General features: G+C 47.4%; 22 protein-coding genes. 19 read left to right on the top strand and 3 right to left on the bottom strand.

Annotated features, from left to right (window positions below):
- Positions 1–23 precede the first annotated feature (23 nt).
- The 3 genes from HMPREF2596_RS08035 to HMPREF2596_RS08025 all read left to right on the top strand — a co-directional run bounded on the left by HMPREF2596_RS08035 (position 24) and on the right by HMPREF2596_RS08025 (position 3,259).
- Entirely contained in the window at positions 24–644 is a 621-nt protein-coding gene (locus HMPREF2596_RS08035) for a trimeric intracellular cation channel family protein (protein WP_070850660.1), read from the top strand.
- A 100-nt stretch (positions 645–744) separates the two neighbouring features.
- Complete coding sequence (gatB, locus tag HMPREF2596_RS08030; RefSeq protein WP_070850659.1) at positions 745–2,175, top strand: Asp-tRNA(Asn)/Glu-tRNA(Gln) amidotransferase subunit GatB; 1,431 nt, start codon at positions 745–747, stop codon at positions 2,173–2,175.
- A gap of 79 nt (positions 2,176–2,254) precedes the next feature.
- The gene (locus tag HMPREF2596_RS08025) at positions 2,255–3,259 is read left to right on the top strand and encodes a 2Fe-2S iron-sulfur cluster-binding protein (RefSeq protein ID WP_070850658.1); all 1,005 of its coding nucleotides are present in this window, start codon (positions 2,255–2,257) and stop codon (positions 3,257–3,259) included.
- 238 nt (positions 3,260–3,497) lie between these two features.
- On the opposite strand, the gene HMPREF2596_RS08020 is transcribed toward HMPREF2596_RS08025, so the two are convergent.
- On the bottom strand, positions 3,498–5,606 hold the full coding sequence (locus tag HMPREF2596_RS08020; protein WP_070850657.1) for a LysM peptidoglycan-binding domain-containing protein: 2,109 nt from the start codon (positions 5,604–5,606) through the stop codon (positions 3,498–3,500).
- A 156-nt stretch (positions 5,607–5,762) separates the two neighbouring features.
- Between HMPREF2596_RS08020 and HMPREF2596_RS08015 the strand changes: the two genes are divergently transcribed.
- From HMPREF2596_RS08015 to HMPREF2596_RS07995, 5 genes are all read left to right on the top strand, one after another.
- Positions 5,763–6,422, top strand: a complete 660-nt coding sequence (locus HMPREF2596_RS08015; protein WP_070850656.1) for a class I SAM-dependent methyltransferase — start codon at positions 5,763–5,765, stop codon at positions 6,420–6,422.
- A 44-nt stretch (positions 6,423–6,466) separates the two neighbouring features.
- Positions 6,467–7,294 carry a DNA-formamidopyrimidine glycosylase gene (mutM, locus tag HMPREF2596_RS08010; RefSeq protein WP_070850713.1) on the top strand — a complete coding sequence of 276 codons (828 nt, stop codon included), beginning with the start codon at positions 6,467–6,469 and terminating at the stop codon, positions 7,292–7,294.
- Positions 7,295–7,358: 64 nt separating this feature from the next.
- Positions 7,359–8,144: a 1-acylglycerol-3-phosphate O-acyltransferase gene (locus tag HMPREF2596_RS08005; RefSeq protein WP_070850655.1), complete on the top strand. Its 786-nt coding sequence runs from the start codon at positions 7,359–7,361 to the stop codon at positions 8,142–8,144.
- 189 nt (positions 8,145–8,333) lie between these two features.
- Complete coding sequence (locus tag HMPREF2596_RS08000; protein ID WP_003747251.1) at positions 8,334–9,071, top strand: redoxin family protein; 738 nt, start codon at positions 8,334–8,336, stop codon at positions 9,069–9,071.
- 251 nt (positions 9,072–9,322) lie between these two features.
- Complete coding sequence (locus tag HMPREF2596_RS07995; RefSeq protein WP_070850654.1) at positions 9,323–10,729, top strand: dihydrolipoyl dehydrogenase; 1,407 nt, start codon at positions 9,323–9,325, stop codon at positions 10,727–10,729.
- Positions 10,730–10,808: 79 nt separating this feature from the next.
- Here HMPREF2596_RS07995 and HMPREF2596_RS07990 read toward each other — a convergent pair whose 3' ends face one another.
- Complete coding sequence (locus HMPREF2596_RS07990) at positions 10,809–11,939, bottom strand: PilT/PilU family type 4a pilus ATPase (protein WP_070850653.1); 1,131 nt, start codon at positions 11,937–11,939, stop codon at positions 10,809–10,811.
- A gap of 203 nt (positions 11,940–12,142) precedes the next feature.
- On the opposite strand from HMPREF2596_RS07990, the gene HMPREF2596_RS07985 reads away from it, so the two are divergent.
- The 3 genes from HMPREF2596_RS07985 to lepB all read left to right on the top strand — a co-directional run bounded on the left by HMPREF2596_RS07985 (position 12,143) and on the right by lepB (position 15,789).
- Entirely contained in the window at positions 12,143–12,844 is a 702-nt protein-coding gene (locus HMPREF2596_RS07985; RefSeq protein WP_070850652.1) for a 5'-methylthioadenosine/adenosylhomocysteine nucleosidase, read from the top strand.
- Positions 12,845–12,976: 132 nt separating this feature from the next.
- A complete protein-coding gene (gene lepA, locus HMPREF2596_RS07980) occupies positions 12,977–14,770 on the top strand; it encodes a translation elongation factor 4 (protein ID WP_036490455.1) in 1,794 nt (597 codons plus the stop codon).
- Positions 14,770–15,789, top strand: a complete 1,020-nt coding sequence (lepB, locus tag HMPREF2596_RS07975; RefSeq protein ID WP_070850651.1) for a signal peptidase I — start codon at positions 14,770–14,772, stop codon at positions 15,787–15,789. The genes lepA and lepB overlap by 1 nt, the downstream gene beginning before the upstream one ends.
- A 54-nt stretch (positions 15,790–15,843) precedes the next feature.
- Here lepB and HMPREF2596_RS07970 read toward each other — a convergent pair whose 3' ends face one another.
- Positions 15,844–16,722 (bottom strand): DMT family transporter, encoded by an 879-nt coding sequence (locus HMPREF2596_RS07970; protein WP_114139671.1) that lies wholly within the window; start codon positions 16,720–16,722, stop codon positions 15,844–15,846.
- Positions 16,723–16,958: 236 nt separating this feature from the next.
- Here HMPREF2596_RS07970 and HMPREF2596_RS07965 point away from each other — a divergent pair, with 236 nt between their 5' ends.
- The 8 genes from HMPREF2596_RS07965 (at position 16,959) to folC (ending at position 22,595) form a co-directional block, all read left to right on the top strand.
- Positions 16,959–17,498, top strand: coding sequence for a gamma carbonic anhydrase family protein (locus HMPREF2596_RS07965; protein WP_049322909.1), 540 nt, complete (start codon positions 16,959–16,961; stop codon positions 17,496–17,498).
- A 14-nt stretch (positions 17,499–17,512) separates the two neighbouring features.
- Positions 17,513–18,112, top strand: coding sequence for a Maf family protein (locus HMPREF2596_RS07960; RefSeq protein WP_070850649.1), 600 nt, complete (start codon positions 17,513–17,515; stop codon positions 18,110–18,112).
- An 89-nt stretch (positions 18,113–18,201) separates the two neighbouring features.
- Positions 18,202–18,981, top strand: coding sequence for a 16S rRNA (adenine(1518)-N(6)/adenine(1519)-N(6))-dimethyltransferase RsmA (gene rsmA / locus HMPREF2596_RS07955; RefSeq protein WP_036490462.1), 780 nt, complete (start codon positions 18,202–18,204; stop codon positions 18,979–18,981).
- Positions 18,982–18,996: 15 nt separating this feature from the next.
- Positions 18,997–19,662, top strand: coding sequence for an SEL1-like repeat protein (locus HMPREF2596_RS07950; protein ID WP_070850648.1), 666 nt, complete (start codon positions 18,997–18,999; stop codon positions 19,660–19,662).
- A gap of 2 nt (positions 19,663–19,664) precedes the next feature.
- Positions 19,665–20,393 (top strand): amino acid ABC transporter ATP-binding protein, encoded by a 729-nt coding sequence (locus tag HMPREF2596_RS07945; RefSeq protein WP_003747231.1) that lies wholly within the window; start codon positions 19,665–19,667, stop codon positions 20,391–20,393.
- Between the two features lie 63 nt (positions 20,394–20,456).
- Positions 20,457–20,816: a hypothetical protein gene (locus tag HMPREF2596_RS07940; RefSeq protein ID WP_049322913.1), complete on the top strand. Its 360-nt coding sequence runs from the start codon at positions 20,457–20,459 to the stop codon at positions 20,814–20,816.
- A gap of 4 nt (positions 20,817–20,820) precedes the next feature.
- Positions 20,821–21,273, top strand: a complete 453-nt coding sequence (locus tag HMPREF2596_RS07935; RefSeq protein ID WP_070850647.1) for a protein YgfX — start codon at positions 20,821–20,823, stop codon at positions 21,271–21,273.
- Between the two features lie 38 nt (positions 21,274–21,311).
- A complete protein-coding gene (gene folC, locus HMPREF2596_RS07930) occupies positions 21,312–22,595 on the top strand; it encodes a bifunctional tetrahydrofolate synthase/dihydrofolate synthase (protein WP_070850646.1) in 1,284 nt (427 codons plus the stop codon).
- Positions 22,596–22,608 lie beyond the last annotated feature (13 nt).

Here is a 22,608-nt window from a genome sequence, read left to right as displayed (position 1 = left end):
TCATCTGACGAGTAATACATGTTATGAATACAACCGACTTCATCCAAATCATTGGGACAGCCGCGTTTGCCATTTCCGGCTATTTGGTCGGCTACAACAAGCGATTGGATGTGCTCGGTGTCGTCATTACAGCGTTACTGACGGCTGTCGGCGGCGGCATGATACGCGACGGCTTGGTCGGCCGGATTCCGCAGGTGTTTTTGCAAACCGATGCGCTGATTGTTGTATTTGCCACACTGGCCATTGCATGGTTGATAAGGGTGCAACGTTATCGCAGCACTTATTTGGCCGCTGCCTTTATTATTGCCGATGCCGTCGGTCTGGCTGCGTTCAGTATTACCGGCGCACAAATCGGCATGGCTTTGCAGCTTAATCTGTTCGGCGTTATTTCTTTGGCTTTTGTGACTGCTGTTGGAGGCGGTATTGCGCGCGATATTTTGGTCAATGACGTGCCGATGATTTTGCGTACCGACCTTTACGGCAGCGTGGCCATTTTGATTGGCGGACTGATTTATCTGTTCGGGCGTTTGGGCTGGATTAATATTTTTACGTTAAACCTGCTCTTTGCCGGCGGCTTGTTGTTTCGCCTGACTGCATACCGGTTCCATTGGCAACTGCCCGGTTTCCAACGCCGCAGGAAATAAACTTATCTTACAGACGGCCTGTTATGTTTTTTATTCAGGCCGTCTGAAAAACGAATCATTCATTTAACCGATTAACTTTTTTTTCGACAGAAAGACCCTTATGACTTGGGAAACCGTAATCGGACTGGAAATCCACGTCCAACTCAACACCCAATCCAAAATCTTCAGCGGCGCATCCACTGCATTCGGTGCCGAACCTAATGCCCATGCCAGCGTGGTTGAGTGTGCGTTGCCGGGCGTATTGCCGGTAATGAACCGCGAAGTCGTCGAAAAAGCCATCAAACTCGGTTTGGCTTTGGATGCGAAAATCAATCAGAAAAACGTGTTCGACCGTAAAAACTATTTCTATCCTGATTTGCCGAAAGGCTATCAAATCAGTCAGTTGGATTTGCCGATTGTTGAACATGGCAAATTGGAAATCGTAGTGGGCGACGAGGTTAAAACCATCAATGTTACCCGTGCGCACATGGAAGAAGATGCGGGTAAATCCGTACATGAAGGTTTGAACGGTGCAACCGGTATCGACTTAAACCGCGCCGGTACGCCTTTATTGGAAGTTGTCTCCGAGCCTGAAATGCGTTCCGCAGCCGAAGCCGTGGCATATGCTAAAGCATTGCACGGTTTGGTAACTTGGCTGGATATTTGCGACGGCAATATGGCGGAAGGCTCGTTCCGCGTTGATGCCAACGTTTCTGTACGTCCAAAAGGTCAGGCTGAGTTCGGTACACGCCGTGAAATCAAAAACCTCAATTCTTTCCGCTTCTTGGAACAAGCCATCAATTATGAAGTGGAAGCTCAAATCGAAATTTTGGAAGACGGCGGTAAAGTACAGCAGGCAACCATGCTGTTTGACCCTGAAAAAGGCGAAACCCGTGTGATGCGTTTGAAAGAAGATGCGCACGATTACCGCTATTTCCCAGATCCGGATTTGCTGCCTGTCATTATTTCAGACGGCCAATTGCAAAAGGCCAAAGAGCAAATGCCTGAGTTGCCGCATGAAATGGCAGCGCGTTTTGTTGCCGATTACGGCGTGTCCGACTATGATGCGCGCCTGTTGACTGCGAGCCGTGCTCAAGCTGCCTATTTTGAAGAAGCAGCCAAAGCCTGCGGCCAAGGTAAATTGACGGCGAACTGGATGAATGGCGAGCTTGCCGCCACCTTGAACAAAGAAGGTTTGGAATTGGCTGAAAGCCCGATTACGGCTTCACGCCTTGCCGAGTTGGTTGCTAAAGTCGCGGACGGAACATTGAGCAGCAAACTGGCGAAAAAAGCTTTTGAAGCGATGTGGGCCGAGCCTGGAGCAGGTATTGCCGAAATCATCGAAAAACACGGTTTGCAACAGATTACCGACACTGGCGCAATTGAAGCGATGGTGGATGAAGTGTTGGCAAACAATGCGAAAGCCATTGAGCAATTCCGTTCCGGTAATGAAAAAGCCTTAAATGCGATTGTCGGCCAGGTGATGAAAGCAAGTAAAGGCAAGGCCAATCCGGCTCAGGTTCAAGAGTTGATTAAAGCCAAATTGGCTTGATAGATAGGACAGGCCGTCTGAAAACAGGTTTTATTTTCAGACGGCCTTTGTTTTTGATAATAAATTTATTCTAAATACCATGACACATACCATTACCTTACCAGATCAAACTACATTTACGGCGAATGAGGACGAAACGGTTCTTGCTGCCGCAACCCGTCAGAATTTAAATTTGCCTCATTCTTGCAAAAGTGGTGCCTGCGGGCAGTGTAAGGCCGAGTTGATTAGTGGCGAATTTGAAATGGGCAAGCATATTGATAAAGCCATCAGTGAAGAAGAAAAAGCACAGGGCAAAGTGTTATTGTGCTGTACCACTGCGAAGAGCGACCTCAAAATCAATGTGCCGGGTTTTAATCAAAATGCTTTGCCGGTACGCACATTGCCGGCACGTATTGAAAACATTGAAATCAAACACGATGTTGCTTTGCTCAAACTGGCTTTGCCTAAAGCGCCGCCATTTGCATTTTATGCCGGGCAATATATTGATTTGCTGCTTCCCGGCAATATCAGCCGTAGCTATTCAATCGCCAATTCGCCTGATCAAGAAGGCATTTTGGAACTGCATATCCGCAACCGTGAAAACGGCGTGTGCTCAGAAATGATTTTTGGGGCAGAGCCTAAAATCAAAGAGAAAGGCATTGTCCGTGTCAAAGGGCCATTAGGTACATTCACTTTGCAACAAGACAGCAATAAACCGATGATTTTGTTGGCAACGGGTACAGGTTATGCCCCTATTCGCAGTATTTTGCTTGATTTGATTCGTCAGAATAGCGAGCGTCAGGTTCATTTTTACTGGGGAGCACGTCAACAGGTGGATCTGTATGCATTGGAAGAAGCAGAAGCATTAATAGGTCGTCTGAAAAATGCGAAATTTTCGCCGGTTCTTTCTAAGCCTGATTCTGAGTGGAAAGGGGAGAATGGCTATGTGCAAGATGTTGCTGCGCAAAATTATCCTGATTTGGGCCAATATGAAGTTTATGCTTGCGGATCACCAGAGATGACCGAAAGTGCACATGGTTTACTGACTCAAAAATGCGCTTTACCGGAAGATGCTTTTTTCTGTGATGCTTTTTCACCGGCATAGGAATATATTTTACGGAATTTATATGTTTGAATATGGATATTAAGAGTAGAGTCTGACAGCAATCTGTTTGAGAAAGAGTGTGTTTTTACACACTCTTTTTTGATACAGTAATTTTCAAAAAATATTTTTATTTTAAAGAGAAGGCTATTCTGTTTGTCATCAAACATTAACTTGATTATCTATCATCAAGAAAAAGGCCGTCTGAATCTTCCAGACGGCCTTTGTTTTAAAGCTAATATTAGCTACCAATCAGTTTCAAACGTTGACCGGGAGATACAGTACGGGTATTGCGGTTCCAACGGCGGATATCGTTAATATCAACATTGAAACGGCTGGCGATGGTGTTCAGGGTATCGCCTTTGCGTACAGTGTAGGAAACGTTTTGAACCGAGTTGCTGCGGACTTTTGCCGGAGCGGCTGTAACACGGAGGATTTGGCCTTTTTTAATATTGTTGCCTTTGATATTGTTGGCAATAATCAAATCGGCTACGCTCAGGTTATAGCGTTTGGAGATGTTAAACAATGTATCGCCATCTTCCACACGGTGGGTACCCGTTGCAAGTGCTGCAGTTTGTGTGTTTTGCTGACCGCTTACACGGGCAAGACGCGCATTGATACGGCGTTGTTGTTTAGCCATATTGGCTGCGATGCGTGCCGTGCGTGCGCTTTCGGCGGTAACAACAGTTTGAACTTGTTTGTTCTCCGGTGTGGCCTCGGCAATAGTCGCTGAAGATTCCTCTGCTGGTCGGCTTTGTACCAATGCCATCAGGTCGTCATGCTCTTCTTGTGCCGGCGCAGCGGCAACAGATTCAACTGCTGGAGTAGGGGCTACATCGTTTGCGGCAACAGTTGGTACGGTCAAGTCTGCAGGGATGGCTGATTTGGGTGCTTCTGCAACATTTTTAGCAACGGTCTCGGTAGTCGCATGGGTCATGGCTGTAACTGGAGCAGCCATTTCCGCATTTGCAACTTGAGGTTGGGCTTTAGTTTCTGTTACCGCTACTGAAGTAACGTTTTCAGCTTTGCTGCGTGCAATAAAGTCAACCGGTTTGCTGGATTGTGGAACAACAGGTGCAACAATATCAGTAACCTTGGTTTGGGCAACTTTAACCGGTTCTACTGCGTTGGAAGCAATAATCGGAGACATGGCCGGCATATTGGATTGGTAAGTATCCGGCGTATTGTCTTTATCGATAAAATTAATGATGTCCTGGCTTTGGCTTGCTGAATTTTTAGCCACCAAAATGCTGCGGCCTTCGGAAACGGCGCTACCGCTCAGGCCGTTGAGGCGTTTGAGTTCGGCAACGCTCATGCCGGTATCGTTGGCAATGGCATTCAGTTTTTTGTTGCCTAAAGAAGTATAAATATCCCAAGACATCAGAGTATCCGGGTTAGCATTGCGGTAGTTCTTTTCAAATGTGGAAACCGCAGCAACCGGCAACAACAGACGACGGTTGTTTTTAGGGATGAATACAGGCGCATTGAAACCCGGGTTGAGTGCCAACAATTCGCTTTCGCTGATGTTTGCAAAGCGGGCGATTGTGCTGTTATCAATAGGTTTGTCGATGCTGATAGATTTGAAATACGGCTGGTTGCTGATTTCGCTGATATTCATGCCGAAGGTTTGCGGATTGGCAACGATATTGCGGACGGCCAAAAGTTTGGGAACGTAATTGCGTGTTTCGTTCGGCATACGCAGGTTTTCGTATGTCGGCTCCAAACCTTGCGCGCGGGCGCGGTTGACAGCGCGACCGACATTACCTTCGCCCCAGTTGTAAGCGGCAAGCGCCAAAGACCAGTCGCCGAACATACCGTGCAGGTATTGCAGGTAGTTCAATGCGGCATCTGTAGCAGCGTAAATATCGTGGCGGCCGTCATACAAAGGTGTTTTTTCCAAGCCGAAGTGGCGGCCGGTAGCCGGCATAAATTGCCACAGGCCGGATGCGCCGACGTGTGATTTGGCTTTGGTTACGAATGCGCTTTCAATGAAAGGCAGCAAAGCGATTTCGGCGGGCATATTGCGTTTTTTAACTTCATTGGCAATATGGTACATATAAGGTTTGCTGCGTGAGATGGTGCGGTCGAAATATGCGCTGTTTGCAGCAAATTTGTTTTCATGGCGGCGAACCAGTTCTGTGTTGACTTCGTTGATGCGGAAGTCTTTACGCAACGATGCCCATAAACTGCCGGAGCCGAAGGTTTGTGCTTTGGCTTGGTCGAGCAGGGCGGAGTTGAGGCGCATCATGGCCATGCCGACTTGGTTGGGTGTAGCGTTTTGTGCGTAGGCTGTGGCGGAAACCGCCGACAGGCTTGAAACGGTCAGAGCGATGGTTTTTAGTTTTGCCATAGTAAATAAAGTTATCAAATATATAATAAAATTTCGTCTTTTTGATAGTATCGTTTCAGCATTTAAACGTCAAGTCGAGCAGGGAATTTGCTTGTGTGATGTGGCCGTGGTGTTAAAATTCTGTCACACAAGTCGGGATGCATAGGGGAGCCTTGAATGGAAGTTTTTTTTATGCAAACGCCAATGGGGCAATATCTTGCTCAAAAAGAGGCGGATTTTTTCAGACGGCATTTGCAGTATTTGAATAGGCAGGTGGCGGTTCAATTGGGCGGTGTATGGCAGAGGCCGTCTGAAAACATGATTGTAGTGCCCCGCGATGTGCGGATGGATGCTGAAATGTTGGCATTTGAAACGCATTCCGTGGATGTGTTATTGATGCCTCATTTTTTGGAAGTTTCATCTGCAGATTTGGTGTTGCAAGAGGCGTTTAGGATATTAAAACCTGAAGGCAGGTTGATTTTGACGGGGTTCAACCCTAAATCTTTGTGGGGGTTGAGCTCTTGGTTTGATGGGGAAAAGCTGCCTTTGAAATCTCAATGTTTGGCTTTAGCCGAGCTGAAACGAAAAATTGCGGATATTGGTTTTGAAATGGAATATGGGCAGTTTATGGATTATCTGCCTGCTGTGAATTCGCCTTCTGCTTTGAAGTTTTGGCGGTTTATGGAAAAGGCGGGGGATAGGTGGTGGCCGCAGTGTGCGGCGGTTTATGGGATGGTGTTAACGAAACATTTGATTGGTGTCCATCCTTTGCCTGAATTGGAATCTGCATTTGATGGCAATACGGTTGCTTTAAGTACGGCACGTTTGGCCGAATAGTTTTCAGACGGCCTGTATATTAATGATGAATTTGGAGAATAATGATGCCTGAATTACCTGAGGTGGAAACGACTTTACGCGGGATAGAGCCGCATATTGATGGCAAAAAGATAGAAAAAGTCACTATCCGCCAGTTTAAATTGAGATGGCCTATTCATCCAAACTTGGCGCAAATTTTGGCCGGCCGCAAAGTTTTGGCATGCAACCGGCGTGCGAAGTATTTGATTATTACTTTCGAAACGGGTATTTTACTTATTCATTTGGGCATGTCCGGCAGTTTGCGGATTTTTACTGCCGATGATGAACGTATTGCTACGCCGGATAAACACGATCATTTGGATTTTGTATTTGATGACGGTACTGTATTGCGTTATCACGACCCGCGTAAATTTGGTGCGGTATTGTGGTATGAGGGTATTGTCGAACATCATCCGCTGTTGGAAAAACTGGGGCCGGAGCCGCTCTCGGAGGCGTTTGATGCAAATTACCTGTATCAGAAATTGAAAACACAAAAGCGTGCAGTCAAATTGGCGCTGATGGATAATGCGGTGGTGGTTGGCGTTGGCAATATTTATGCGAATGAAAGTCTGTTTAAGGCAGGTATTTCGCCATTGCGTCCGGCGAATAAGCTGACCAAGAAAGAATGCGCATTATTGGTGGAAACCGTTAAAGCGATTCTGCTGAGGGCGATTGAAACGGGCGGCAGTACGCTGCGGGACTTTGTCAATAGCGATGGCAAAAGCGGCTACTTTCAGCAGGAATATACGGTCTATGGTCGCCACAATGAGCCTTGCGTTCAGTGTGGCGGATTGATTTTTAAAGAAACTTTGGGGCAGCGTGGAACATTTTATTGTCCAAATTGCCAGAAATAGTTTCAGACGGCCTTAAATGTCAGAGGCCGTCTGAAAATAATAAATACCATACAGAAGAAATTTTATGTCTAAACAAAAAGCTCCTTTTTTTAAACGACTCGGCAGACTTTGCCGTTTGGCAGCTTGGTTGTTCCGAACCGGCCGGAATTTGCGTGCCATCGATGGTAATAATGCAGAGGAACGCAATCATGCTGTGGTTGTTTTGGGAAAAGGCGCGTTGGATGCTTTGGATATTGAATTGGAAATCGGCGTACCGCCTCAAGGAAATGTGAGCGGTACATTGGTGGTGGCCAACCATGTGTCTTGGTTGGATATTTTTGCCATGAGCGCCGTTTATCCGAGCAGTTTTATTGCGAAACAGGAAATCAGCAGTTGGCCGGTTTTGGGGAAAATGGGTAAAAATGCCGGTACGGTATTTATCAACCGCAATTCCCGCCGTGATGTCGAGCCGATTAATCAGGCGATTTGTGCGGCATTGAAAGCAGGGCAGAATGTAAGTTTTTTCCCCGAGGCGCGCACTTCTTCCGGCTTGAATATTTTGCCGTTTAAAGCAGCCCTGTTTCAATCGGCAATTGATGCGAAAGCGCCTATTCAGGCAGTAACCTTGCGCTATTATGATGATGACGGACAACGGACGGACTTGCCGTCTTATGCAGAGGTAAACCTGTTTCAGTCTTTGTGGCGTATTGTTTCTATGAAGAAAATCCGTATCCGTTTGGATTTCTCGCCTCAGTACAAACCGACAGATATGCCGGATAAAGACCGCTATGCTTTGAAAGATATTGCGGAAAAATCCATCGGTGAAATTGTGGCTTCGGATTCTCCCGTTCAGCCTTTACCTAAAAAATAATTTCGGTCAGGTACTTGTTTTCTTTCAGATAGCCTTTATTTAATGATTTAGCTGTTTTCGGTTGGATTAAATTGATAGTTTAATATAATTAATATTATTTGAACTATAAATTATACAAATCGATAGGCCTGCATTAGAATGCAAGCATTAATTCATTTCTCAAACCCGAATTTTTAAAGGAGCTTAAAAATGGCTTTGCAAGATCGTACCGGTCAAAAAGTACCTTCCGTAGTATTCCGCACTCGTGTCGGCGACACTTGGAAAGATGTTTCTACTGATGATTTGTTCAAAGGCAAAAAAGTAGTCGTGTTCTCTCTGCCTGGCGCATTTACTCCGACTTGCTCTTCTTCTCACCTGCCACGTTACAACGAATTGTTCGGCGCGTTCAAAGAAAATGGTGTTGACGCTATCTACTGCGTATCTGTAAACGACACTTTCGTAATGAACGCTTGGGCTGCTGAAGAAGAAGCTGACAACATCTACATGATCCCTGATGGCAACGGTGAATTCACTGAAGGCATGGGCATGTTGGTTGGCAAAGAAGACTTGGGCTTCGGCAAACGCTCTTGGCGTTACTCCATGCTGGTTAACGACGGCGTGGTTGAAAAAATGTTTATCGAACCTGAAGAACCAGGCGATCCTTTCAAAGTGTCTGACGCTGACACTATGTTGAAATACATTGCTCCTGACTGGAAAGCTCAAGAGTCTGTTGCCATCTTCACCAAACCTGGCTGCCAGTTCTGTGCTAAAGCTAAAAAAGCTCTGCAAGACAAAGGCTTGTCTTACGAAGAAATCGTATTGGGCAAAGATGCAACTGTTACTTCCGTTCGCGCTATTACCGGCAAGATGACTGCTCCTCAAGTATTCATCGGCGGCAAATACATCGGCGGCAGCGAAGACTTGGAAGCTTACTTGGCTAAAAACTAATTGCCTGTATGCTTGAGACGGTTTGAAAAGGCCGTCTGAAAGATAAAATATAGAGTTATTCAGACGACGTTTACAATTCGGCGTTCTGAATAACTCTATATTTACAAGTAGAATTTGAGATTATTGTTTTAAATCGATATTTAGTAATTGGCTATTAATTTTTATTTTTTGATAGTTAATAAAAATTTTCCGTCTGAAACTGAATAAGCTGATGGCAATATCGGTTTGGATATAGACAGTAAGGATAAAATATGAAAAAGATTCAAGCAGATGTGGTAGTACTGGGCGGCGGTACAGCCGGTATGGGCGCATTTCGCAATGCCCGCCTTCATACAGACAATGTTTACCTGATTGAAAACAATGTGTTCGGCACGACCTGCGCGCGCGTGGGCTGTATGCCTTCCAAACTCTTGATTGCCGCCGCAGAAGCGCGCCATCATGCTTTGCATACCGATCCGTTTGGCGTGCATTTGGACAAAGACAGCATCGTTGTCAACGGCGAAGAAGTCATGCAACGCGTGAAGTCCGAACGCGACCGTTTTGTCGGTTTTGTGGTCAGCGATGTAGAAGAGTGGCCTGCCGACAAGCGTATTATGGGTACGGCAAAATTTGTTGACGAACACACCGTCCAAATCGATGATCATACGCAAATCACTGCAAAAAGTTTTGTGATTGCCACCGGTTCACGTCCTGTGATTTTCCCTCAGTGGGAAGCTTTGGGTGATCGCTTGGTTGTAAACGATGATGTTTTCTCTTGGGATACTTTGCCTAAGAGTGTGGCCGTATTCGGCCCCGGCGTTATCGGCTTAGAGTTGGGCCAGGCTTTGCACCGTTTGGGCGTGAAAGTTGAGATTTTCGGCGTAGGCGGAGCCATTGGCGGTATTTCCGACCCTGTTGTCGCTGAAGAAGCCAAAGCTGTGTTTGGCGAAGAGTTGGCTTTACATTTGGACGCTAAAACCGAAGTCAAACTGGATGCGGAAGGCAATGTTGAAGTTCATTGGGAACAAGACGGCGAAAAAGGTGTGTTCGTTGCCGAATATATGCTGGCAGCCGTAGGCCGTCGTCCGAACGTGGACAATATCGGTTTGGAAAACCTGACTATCGAGAAAGATGCGCGCGGCGTGCCTGTTGCCGATCCGCTGACTATGCAAACCAGCATTCCGCATATCTTTATTGCAGGCGATGCGTCCAATCAATTGCCTCTGCTGCACGAAGCTGCCGACCAAGGAAAAATTGCCGGCGACAATGCAGGCCGCTATCCGAATATCGGCGGTGGTTTGCGTCGCAGTGTAATCGGCGTGGTGTTCACCAATCCGCAAATTGCCTCTGTCGGCTTGAAATACGCGCAAGTTGCGGCGAAATATCAACCCGAAGAGTTTGTAATCGGCGAAGTTTCCTTCCGAAACCAAGGCCGCAGTCGCGTTATGTTGGTAAACAAAGGCCATATGCGTTTGTATGCCGAAAAAGCAACCGGCCGTTTCATTGGTGCGGAAGTTGTCGGCCCTGCTGCCGAACATTTGGCACACTTGATGGCTTGGGCGCATCAAATGAAAATGACGATTCCGCAAATGTTGGATATGCCGTTCTACCATCCGGTTATCGAGGAAGGTTTGCGTACTGCATTGCGTGATGCTGATGCAAAACTGAAACAGGCTTGATTATTTGATGGAATAAAGGCCGTCTGAAACCCGCAATGAGGTTTCAGACGGCCTTTTTTATACTTTGAAGCTTTTACTTTTAAATCAATTCTAAATCCGGGCCGGCATTTTGTGCGCGACGGCTTCTTAATTGAATATCTAGGCGCAAATCATGGGCAGAGTCGGCATTTTTAATGGCATCTTGATAGCTGATATCGCCGTTTTCATACAAATCATACAAGGCTTGGTCAAAAGTGATCATGCCCATGCCGGTTGATTTTTTCATCATTTCTTTGATATTGTGGACTTCACCTTTTTGAATCAAGTCGGCAATAATCGGAGAATTGAGCAAAACTTCGACCGCCGCAACGCGACCCCGGCCGCTTTCACGGGGAATCAGTCGTTGGGAAATAAAGGCTTGCAGGTTGAGCGATAAGTCGGTCAGTAACTGGGTACGGCGCTCTTCGGGGAAGAAGTTGATGATGCGGTCGAGTGCTTGGTTGGTGCTGTTGGCGTGCAGTGTTGCCATACACAAATGGCCGGTTTCTGCGAAGGCAATGGCGTAGTCCATGGTCTCGCGGTCGCGGATTTCGCCAATCAGAATGACATCCGGTGCTTGGCGCAGGGTATTTTTCAGTGCAATCGGCCAATTTTCGGTATCCACGCCGATTTCGCGTTGGGTGATAATGCAGTTTTTATGTTGGTGGATAAATTCAATCGGATCTTCGATGGTGATAATGTGGTCGAAGCTGTTTTCGTTTCGATAGTCGATAAGGGAGGCGAGGGAAGTGGACTTGCCCGAACCTGTACCGCCGACAAAAATAACCAGACCGCGTTTTCTGAGGGCGATGTCTTTCAGAATCGGTGGCAGATTGAGCGTTTCAAATTTAGGGATATTGCTGGTAATAGAGCGGAACACCAAAGCAGTTGCGCCACGTTGAACCATGGCATTGACACGGAAGCGGCTGGTGTCGGGCAGGCTGATGGCGAAATTGCATTCGTTGGTGGTAGAAAATTCTTCGATTTGTTTGGAAGACATAATCGAAAAAGCGATTTCCATACATTTTTCAGCGCTTAACGGCTCATCGGTCAACCGCATGATTTTGCCGTCCACTTTCATGGCTGGCGGGAAATTGGTGGTAATGAAAAGGTCGGAGCCTTTGTATTTGTTCATATGGCGTAGCCAAGCGAACAATTCTTCTTTTGCGTCCGGAGTATTTTCGTCAAACATAAGAATTCAGGTATTTAAAATTGAGTTATTTTATTGAGAATAATTGTAACAGAAGTAACCATTATTTGCTGTTTGCCAGCTCGAGCGTCAATCTGTTTTAAATTGAGTGTCGTGCTGGGAATATAGCAGATTTTTCAGCATCCCTGTGATTTTAAATTCTGCTGTTATAATGTTGCCCGATTAGTGAATGGAAAGGTAATGAGATGTCAGCACAAACAATTGCCGTGGTCGGCGCAATGGAACAGGAAATCAAGCTTTTGCGTGAAAGCATGGCCAATGTCAAGCATGTGTCCTTCGGTAAATTCTCGGCTTATGAAGGCGAATTGGCCGGAAAACGCATGGTTTTGGTTTTGAGCGGTATCGGTAAGGTCAATGCGGCGGTTTCGACTTCTTGGGTTATTCATCAGTTTGCACCGGATTGCGTCATCAATACCGGCAGCGCAGGCGGTTTGGGCAAAGGGCTGAAGGTTGGCGATGTGGTCATCGGCGAAACTGTGGCGCATCATGATGTTGACGTAACGGCTTTTGGTTATGTTTGGGGGCAGGTGCCGCAACTTCCTGCCGTGTTTGCATCGGAGTCAAACTTGATTCGCCAAGCAGAAAAGGCGGCGCAAGTGTTTGAAGGTGCGGCCGTAACTCAAGGCCTGATTGTTAGTGGCGACCGTTTTGTGCACAGCAGCGAAGTTGTAGCGGAAATTCGCAGCCATTTCCCTGACGTTAAAGCAGTAGAAATGGAAGCTGCGGCGATTGCGCAGACCTGTCACCAGTTGGAAGTGCCGTTTGTGATTATTCGTGCCGTATCCGATTCGGCAGATGAGAAAGCGGATATCAGCTTTGAAGAGTTTTTGAAAACGGCGGCCGTCAGCTCGGCGAAGATGGTTACCGAGATTGTCAAATCGCTATAAAATCATGCAGAAACGTTGAATTTCCGTTAGAATACGGAACGATTCAACCTTATTCTAAGGCCGTCTGAAAACCGAATCCCTGTTTTTTCAGACGGCCTTTCAGCCTTTAATTGCATTTATCTTAATAACAATATGAAAAACATACGGAATTTCTCCATTATTGCCCACATCGACCACGGTAAATCGACGCTTGCCGACCGTTTCATCCAATACTGCGGCGGTTTGGATTTGCGCGAAATGAGCACGCAGGTGCTCGATTCCATGGACATCGAAAAAGAGCGCGGCATCACCATCAAAGCGCAAACCGCCGCACTCAACTACAAAGCACGCGACGGGCAGGTGTATCAGCTTAATCTGATTGATACTCCGGGACACGTCGACTTCTCTTACGAAGTCTCCCGTTCGCTGTCTGCCTGCGAAGGTGCGCTTTTGGTCGTTGACGCGTCTCAAGGCGTAGAAGCGCAAACCGTGGCGAACTGCTACACCGCGATTGATTTGGGTGTGGAAGTCGTGCCTGTTTTGAACAAAATCGACCTGCCCGCCGCCGACCCCGAACGCGTGGAACAGGAAATCGAAGACATCATCGGCATCGATGCCGTCGGCGCGGTGCAATGTTCCGCCAAAAGCGGTATCGGCGTGGAAGACGTTTTGGAAGAAATCGTTGCCAAAATCCCCGCGCCGACAGGCGATGAAAATGCGCCGCTGCAAGCCGTTATCGTCGATTCGTGGTTTGACAACTACGTCGGCGTAGTTATGCTGATTCGTGTGAAAAACGGCACCATCAAGCTGAAAGACAAAGTGCGCTTTATGAGCACCAAGGCGGAAACACAGGTCGAGCAGTTGGGCGTATTCACACCGAAATCGGTTCAAAAACAAGAACTCAAAGCCGGCGAAGTGGGTTTTCTGATTACCGGCGTGAAAGAATTGGGTCAGGCGAAAGTCGGCGATACGGTTACTTTGGTTGCCAACCCTGCCTCTGAGCCGCTGCCCGGCTTCCAAGAAGTACAAAGCCAAGTATTTGCGGGTCTCTATCCTGTGGAAAGTCACGACTACGAAGCTCTACGCGATGCTTTGGAAAAATTGCAGCTGAACGATGCTTCGTTGAAATTTGAGCCTGAAGTTTCCCAAGCATTGGGATTTGGCTTCCGCTGCGGCTTCTTGGGTCTGCTGCACTTGGAAATCGTACAAGAACGCTTGGAGCGCGAGTTCGACATGGATTTGATTACCACCGCGCCGACGGTGGTTTACGAAGTCGTATTGAAGAGCGGCGAAAAAATCGAAGTCGAAAACCCGTCCAAACTGCCCGACATCGGCAGCATCGAAACCATTCTCGAGCCGATTATTACCGCGACCATCCTCGTGCCGCAGGAATACGTCGGCAACGTCATGACTTTGTGTAATCAAAAGCGCGGCGTACAGGTCAATATGCAGTACATGGGCCGTCAAGTCATGCTGACTTACGATTTGCCGATGAACGAAGTTGTAATGGACTTCTTCGATAAACTCAAATCCACTTCGCGCGGCTATGCTTCGCTGGACTACCATTTCAAAGAGTTCCAACCGTCTGATTTGATTAAGCTCGACATTATGGTCAACGGCGAAAAAGTCGATGCCTTGAGCCTGATTGTCCACCGTCAAAGCGCGGTTCACCGAGGCCGCGAGCTGGCAGCGAAAATGCGCGAACTGATTCCGCGCCAAATGTTCGACATCGCCGTACAAGCCGCCATCGGCAGCCAGATTATCGCCCGCGAAAACGTCAAAGCCCTGCGTAAAAACGTTTTGGCGAAATGTTACGGCGGCGATATTACGCGTAAGAAAAAACTTCTCGAAAAACAAAAAGCAGGTAAGCGCCGCATGAAACAAGTGGGCAACGTGGAAATCCCGCAAAGCGCATTCTTGGCAATTCTGCAAGTGAGTGATAAATAATGAGTATAAATCTGACTTTAGGCGCAATCGTTGTACTGTTGGCCGGCTTGGTCCTTAACTTCAAAAGCAGCAAAGAGCGTCAGGAAAACGGCGAATGGAGCTCCGGCCTGCAATGGAGTTACCTCCTGTGCATGGTTGGTGTATTCGGCATTTTGTCCGATTTTATGAGCTTTACCGCCGTATTGCTGGTGTTTGTCGTGTTTACCGGCATGGTTTGGGCAATCCATAAAGGCCGTCTGAAAAAAAGCGAGACCGGCGAAGACAATGCGCATTTTACCGACTACATGGGCGGATTTTTCCCTATCATCTTAGTTATCTTTGTATTGCGCAGCTTTATTGCCGAGCCGTTCCAAATTCCGTCCAGCTCCATGCGTCCGGGCTTGGTCAAAGGCGATTTTATCTTGGTAAACAAATTCTCTTACGGTATCCGCCTGCCAATTTTGAATAAGGTCATTATTCCTGTCGGCAATATTGCCCGAGGCGATGTCGTGGTGTTCAATTACCCGCTTCAGCCAGAGATGAATTACATCAAACGTATCGTCGGTATTCCGGGCGATGTTGTGGAATATCGTGATAAGGTTTTGACTGTTAACGGTGAAATTATTCCCGAAAAACCAAACGGCAATTATCAATACGCAGATGATACCGATCCGTCTATGATTCATACGCTTGAGCGTTTTCAGACGGCCTTGAACGGCAAAAACTTTGACGTGGTCAAAGAAGCCGGTCAACCTTCCGTATCCATTGCTGTATTGAACAAATACACCTCCGAAGTGATGCCTGAAAGCAATTACTCGCTTGAAACAAGCGGTTTGGAAAATTGCGAATACGCAGAAGACGGCAATGGCTTTATCTGTAAAGTTCCAGAAGGCCGTTATTTCGCGATGGGCGACAACCGCGACAACAGCGCTGATTCTCGTTACTGGGGATTTGTCGATGATAAGTTGATTGTCGGTAAAGCCTTCTTTGTTTGGATGAACTTTGGCGAACTCAGCCGTATCGGTACCAGCATCCAATAAGCAATAAACAGATTAAAAGGCCGTCTGAAATTTTTCAGACGGCCTTTTTTGTATCTATTTTTTGTCTTTTAACGAACCCAAATAAATCGCCAATAAAGTCAAAGTGGCGCCGCTCCATTGGACGGTATTAATCGGTTTATCCAGCCAGAAATAATCGATCAACATGGCGGCGACTGGTTCGGAGAGCAGTAGTAGGCCGGTTAGTGACAAGGATAAAAGCGGGATGGCATAAGCAATCAATGCCCAAGCGAAGCATTGCATAACGATGCCGTAGATGGAGACTAGAATCACATCGTTTAAAGTCTTAGGATATAGATGGGCGGCATCGAATAGCAGCGATGGGATGACCAAAGCTATTGCACCGCCGAAGCTTAAAATCATCATCAGCGGAAACAAACCGACTTTTTCCTGCTCATGGGTTTTGCGTACGAAAACCATAGACAGGGCCAGCATGGCGCCGGATACTACGCCGCTGACAAATCCCCATGCGGTGTTGTCGTTATGACCGAACTCCGGGCTGCCGATTAAGGCTACGCCTATGGTGGCTAATATCAAACTTAAAATTTGTAAGGTGCTTAGACGTTCTGAATAAAAGAAGAAGCCGATGGCGGCTAAAAAGAAAATCTGCAGGCTGTTGAGCAAGGTGGAAATGCCCGGGCCTACGGCGTGAATGCTTTCGTGCCAAAGGGCAAGGTCGAATGCGAGGAAGACACCGGATAAGAGTGCGTAGCCAACCGTTTTTCTTTTTGTGGGCATTTTTTGCCTGAAAAAACGTCCGAGCAGAAAAAATATAGGGGCGGCAATCAGCAAACGCCAGAATGCGATGGCATAAGAGCCGACATCGACAAATTTGACGATCAAACTGCCCAAGCCGAAGATGACGCAGCCGACGACCAATAGGGGCGCTGCATAATTTCCCGAACGTGTCTCCATCGGCTTCTCCATCAATCAAATGAAGACGATTATTCCATAAAAGATGGATGAGGCGCTAATGATAAATAATGGTGAGCCAAGATAAAGGTTTATGATGAAAGGCCGTCTGAAAGCTGTTTCAGACGGCCTTTTGATGATTTTCTGGCTTGATTTAGTATGGTTGTAGTATAAAATCGTTTTACGCCGTGTTTTCAGACGGCCTGATCAGTTTTGGTTTTGAGAAAAGGATATTGGAAATGGCAAACCCTATTCGTGCGTTTTTGGATTATGTGCCGTCGGTTGATGAGTCTTGTTTTATAGATGAGACTTCGGTTGTGATTGGCGAAGTGTCGCTGGCGGAAGATGTATCCGTTTGGCCTTATGCCGTGTTGCGTGGCGATGTGAACAGCATTTCTATCGGCAAGCGCAGCAATGTGCAGGACGGCAGCGTTTTGCACGTGTCGCATAAGAATGCGGCGAAGCCTGACGGTTCGCCTTTGATTATCGGCGATGATGTGACGATTGGGCATAAGGTCATGCTGCATGGCTGCCGAATTGGGAATCGTGTGTTGGTGGGCATGGGTTCGATTATTTTGGACGATACGGTTGTCGAAGATGATGTGATGATAGGTGCGGGCAGTTTGGTGCCGCCGCGCAAGCGTTTGGAAAGTGGTTTTTTATACGTCGGCTCGCCTGTGAGACAAGTGCGGCCGCTGACGGATGAGGAAAAGGCATTTTTGACGTATTCCTCTGCGCATTATGTCCGCCTGTCCGGTCAGCATAAAATTTCAAAATAAGGAAAACCAATACAATGAACGCAATTTATCTGGCTTCGGGCAGTCCGCGCCGTCGTGAGATTTTGGAAAATTTGGGTTTCACGGTACACCGCCTCCCAGCGGATATCGATGAAACCCCTAAAGAAAGCGAAGCCGCGCTGGAGTATGTGCGCCGTATGGCCTGCGAGAAAAATCAGGCGGCGGTGGCGCAATGGTTTGCAGCTCATGATCACGAGCCTGAGTTTGCTGTATTGACGGCGGATACGACGGTGGCGGATGGTGCGGCTATTTTGGGCAAGCCGGAATCCGAGGCGGATGCGGTCGATATGCTGGAACGTTTGTCCGGACGGACGCATCAAGTGCTGACGGCTGTATGCGTTTACTGGCAAGGTGTGCGCCATGATGTGGTACAGACGAGCGAAGTGCGCTTTAAAACGTTGACGGCTGAGGAGGTTGCAGCCTATGTTGCCAGCGGCGAGCCGATGGACAAAGCCGGTGCGTATGGGATTCAGGGCTTGGGCGGCGTATTTGTCGAGCATTTGCAGGGCAGTTTTACCGGCGTGATGGGTTTGCCGGTTTATGAGACTGCGCAACTACTGAAATCTCTGGGTTTGGAAGCGCCGCCGTTTGCTTAAAATTAGGCAAATGCCGTCTGAAAGCGTGCCGACAAAAACGCTTGTTTCAGTTACAATACTGCCTTAAAACAGCTTGCTTGAAGAAAGATATGAAAGAACATAAGGCCCGGAAACGCTTCGGGCAGAATTTTTTGCAGGATACGAGGATTATTAGCGATATTGTCAACGCAGTCAGACCGCAGCCCGATGATATCGTGATTGAAATCGGCCCGGGCTTGGCTGCCATTACCGAGCCTTTGGCGAAAAAACTCAACCGCCTGCATGTTTGCGAAATCGACCGCGACATCGTACGCCGTTTGAAAACCTTGCCGTTTGCAGATAAATTGGTGATACACGAAGGCGATGTATTGCAGTTTGATTTCAACAGCATTGAAGGCAAGAAAAAAATTGTCGGCAATCTGCCGTACAATATTTCCACGCCGCTTTTGTTCCGATTGAGTGAAGTGGCAGACGATGTGATCGATATGCACTTTATGCTGCAAAAAGAAGTAGTCGAACGCATGGTGGCGCAGCCGAAAACCAACGACTATGGCCGTCTGGGCGTCATGCTGCAATATTTCTTTGATATGGAAATGTTGATTGAAGTACCGCCCGAGTCCTTTGATCCTGCGCCGAAGGTTGACTCGGCCGTCGTTCGCATGATTCCGGTGAAACACCGCATCGGTAAAGCGGAAGATTTTGAACATTTTGCCAAACTGGTGAAACTGGCTTTCCATCAACGCCGCAAAACCATACGCAATAATTTGAAGGAACTTGCCGGCGATGATGATTTGCAGGCAGTCGGTATCAATCCGCAAGACAGGGCAGAACACATTGCCGCTGAGAAATATGTGGAATTGAGCAATTATCTGGTTCAAAAGGCCGTCTGAAAGGTTGGGGACGGAATGTTGAAAAAATATGTCTGGTGTGGGTTGGTTGTATTTATTACCGGTACGGCATTTGCATTAAGCACCGGCGGAGAAGAAAACCTGCGGCGCAAAGCAAAAGCCGGCGATGCTGAAGCGCAATATCTGCTGGCCATGCAGCTGGAAATGACAACAGACCCTGTAAACCTCAAAGAAAGCGAGTTTTATTATTGGCTGAAAAAAGCTGCAGAAAACGGCGAGGGAGCGGCACAAGACTTACTTGACGATATTGAAGCCGAATATGATAAAACAGCTTTAGAAGAAGAGCTTGCGCCCAACGGTTCACAAAAATTGATGGATGAAGTGTTCAAACTGGAAAATCAGAAGCAGAAAAATTATCCGCTGATCAAAGAAAAATTATTTAAAGCGGCAGCTTTGAGCAACTACGCAGCTTTAGCAGATACCGCATGGCTGTTTGGAAATCGGGGTAATGCGCAGAAATACGGCGTTCCCTTCCATCCCCTGAAAGCCTGCATCCTGTCGGTATATACCAACAACCGTTATGGCGACTTGAACAAAGATGCACTGGATATATTGTGTCGCGGCATTTATACCAAGGACAACAGTGAGAAAATCGAGCATTACGCCAAACAGATTAAAAACAGGCCGTCCAAAATCTGGTCAATTTTAGAGAATGTCAAATAAACATGATTAAATTCAAAAATGTACACAAACATTTTAAAGATTTGCACGTTATCAACGGCGTGAATCTGGAAGTCAAACAAGGCGAAGTGGTCGTTGTATGCGGCCCTTCGGGCAGTGGCAAATCGACGTTGATTCGTACGGTAAACCAACTCGAGCGCATTGAAAGTGGCGAGATTTGGGTGGACGGCATCAATGTTGCCGATCCGAAAACCGATTTGAACAAAGTGCGCGAAGAAGTGGGCTTTGTGTTCCAAGGGTTCAATCTGTATCCGCATTTGACTGTCTTGGAAAACATTATTCTTTCTCCGATGAAAGTGAAAAACCAAAGCCGTGAAGAGGCGGAAAAGAAAGCAATGGAGCTTTTGGAACGCGTCGGCTTGGCGCATAAAAAAGACGCGCTGCCCGGCCAGCTTTCCGGCGGTCAGCAGCAGCGTGTGGCGATTGCACGCGGTTTGGCGATGGAGCCGCGCGTGATGTTGTTTGACGAGCCGACTTCTGCGCTTGACCCTGAAATGGTCGGCGAAGTATTAAAAGTGATGAAAGACTTGGCGGAAAGCGGCATGACGATGATGTGTGTAACCCATGAAATGGGTTTTGCGCGCGAAGTCGCCGACCGTGTGATTTTTGTCGATAAAGGCCAGATTCTGGAAGATGAAACGCCTGAAGAGTTTTTTACTAATCCGAAACACGAGCGTGCCAAACAATTCCTGCAACAGGTGATGACACATTAAACTTAGGCCGTCTGAAATTTCAGACGGCATGATCGGTTTGAATGATTTTGAAAGTTGAACATTATGTATTTTGTTGACCGTACTGCTGTCGTGCTGAAGCCGACCGCCCGTTTTTTGGAATGGTTGAAGTCATCCGATGAGAATATGCCCGATTTGACCATCGAGCAACTGCGCACCAACTGTTCCGTATTCCTGGTGCCGCAATTTGACGAACCCGAATCTGTCATTTCCTATTTTGACGAACGCTACCAGCAGATTTTTGAAGCCGAATTGGCCGGCTGGGACATCGATAAAAGCAAATGGCCGCAAGATATGAGCCTGAAGGCTTTTTGGGAATTTTTCGATACCGAAATCCACGATATGGTTTTGGATATGGAAGAGGCGGAATTGAACATTACGCCTGTTTTCGACAATATGATGTAAAGCCGTGCGAAGTTTTCAGACGGCCTTAAAGCCCTCGCGTTCTTTGAAAATTCTGATTGTCTTCTTACACCTTTCGGCGTTGGCCTTATGCCTTGCAGAGTTTTACGGCTGGATGATGTGGCTGGGTTTGGCGGCGTTGGCCGGCAGTTTTGCCTATGCTTGGCACAGCGTTAATTTTCAGACTCGAAATGCGGTCAGAAAAATCATCATCGACCGCCAATACCGTGCGACGGTTTACTTGAATGGCGAGGAAGAGGGAAGAAGCGCGGTTTTGCAAGACAGCAGTATGTTGACGGTTTACGCTTTGTTTTTGCAATGGAATGTTGACGGAAAAATGGTCAAACACTGCATCTTGCCCGATATGGCCGACCGTGATGCCTACCGCCGTCTGAAAGTATGGGCGCGCTGGTGTCGGGAAAAAGAAGACAAAGTAGAACTTGCGGCAGATATGGATTAAACGGCTGTTTCAGACGGCCTTTTGAAGCGATCAATACAATGAAAACATTACAAGACTGGCTTTCTCATTTGGAGACTGCCCATAGTTCCGGCTTGATCGATATGGGCTTGGAGCGCGTGGGAGAAGTGAAAAAACGCATGAATTTGGTGCCGCAGTGTCCTGTCGTCGTGGTGGCGGGTACCAATGGCAAAGGCTCCGTATGCGCCTATTTGTCGCATATTTATAAAGAAGCCGGTTTTAAAGTCGGTACGCTGACCAGTCCGCACCTTCTGCGTTACAACGAACGAATCGCCATCAACACTCAGCCGGTTTCAGATGACTTGATTGTTTCCTCATTTGAGCGCATCGAAGCGGCGCGAGGCGAAATTTCGCTGACGTATTTTGAGTTTAATGCTTTGGCTGCCGTCGATATTTTCATGCGTGAAAATGTGGACGTAATGATTTTGGAAGTCGGTTTGGGCGGACGATTGGATGCCGTGAATGTATTCGATGGCGACTGTTCGGTCGTTACCAGCGTGGATTTGGATCATCAGGCATTTTTGGGCGATACCGTTGAGCAGGTCGGTTTTGAAAAAGCTGGCGTGTTCCGTAGCGGCAAACCTGCCGTGTGCGGTCAGAATCCCGCGCCTGAATCATTGGTCAAACATGCAGAAGAAATTGGCGCAAAACTGTTGATGGTTCAGCGAGATTTTGATTTTGCGTCAATGGAAAGCGTGCAGTGGAACTACCGCTTCCATCCGCAATCTTCAGACGGCCAAAGCCGTAACCGCAATTCCTTGCCGTTTCCTGCTTTGCGCGGCGCGTATCAGTTGTCCAATGCCGCGTGCGCACTGACTGTTTTAGAGTGTCTGAACAATCAGCTGCCCGTTGACATCGGCGCGATTAAACGCGGTTTGCTGTTGGTTGAGAATCCTGGACGTTTCCAAGTTTTGCCCGGCCGTCCGCTGGTGGTCTTGGATGTCGGCCACAATCCGCACGCAGCCCGTGCTTTGCGCCGCAGCCTGATTAACCTTGCCTTTGCCCAAAAACGTACCGCCGTATTCAGTATGTTGTCCGACAAAGATATTGACGGCGTGCTGGAAATCGTTAAAGACCAGTTTGACGAGTGGAATATCGCGCCTTTAGATGTACCGCGCGGCATGACTGTGGAGGCTTTGCAGGCCAAATTGGCAGAACACGGCATCGACAATGTAAAGGTTTTTGAAACTGTCGCCGCAGCCTACCGCGCTGCTTTGGCGAAAGCAACCGAAAATGATAGAATCGTTGTTTTCGGCTCATTCCATACTGTTGCCGATGTAATGGCTGTTTTGAAAGAACACTAACGAGGAAATTATC

This window comes from Neisseria sp. HMSC078C12, assembly GCF_001838065.1.
Classification (GTDB): Bacteria; Pseudomonadota; Gammaproteobacteria; order Burkholderiales; family Neisseriaceae; genus Neisseria.
The sequence above is the reverse complement of the archived record's forward strand: the minus strand, read 5'-3'. Positions and strand labels throughout refer to the sequence as shown.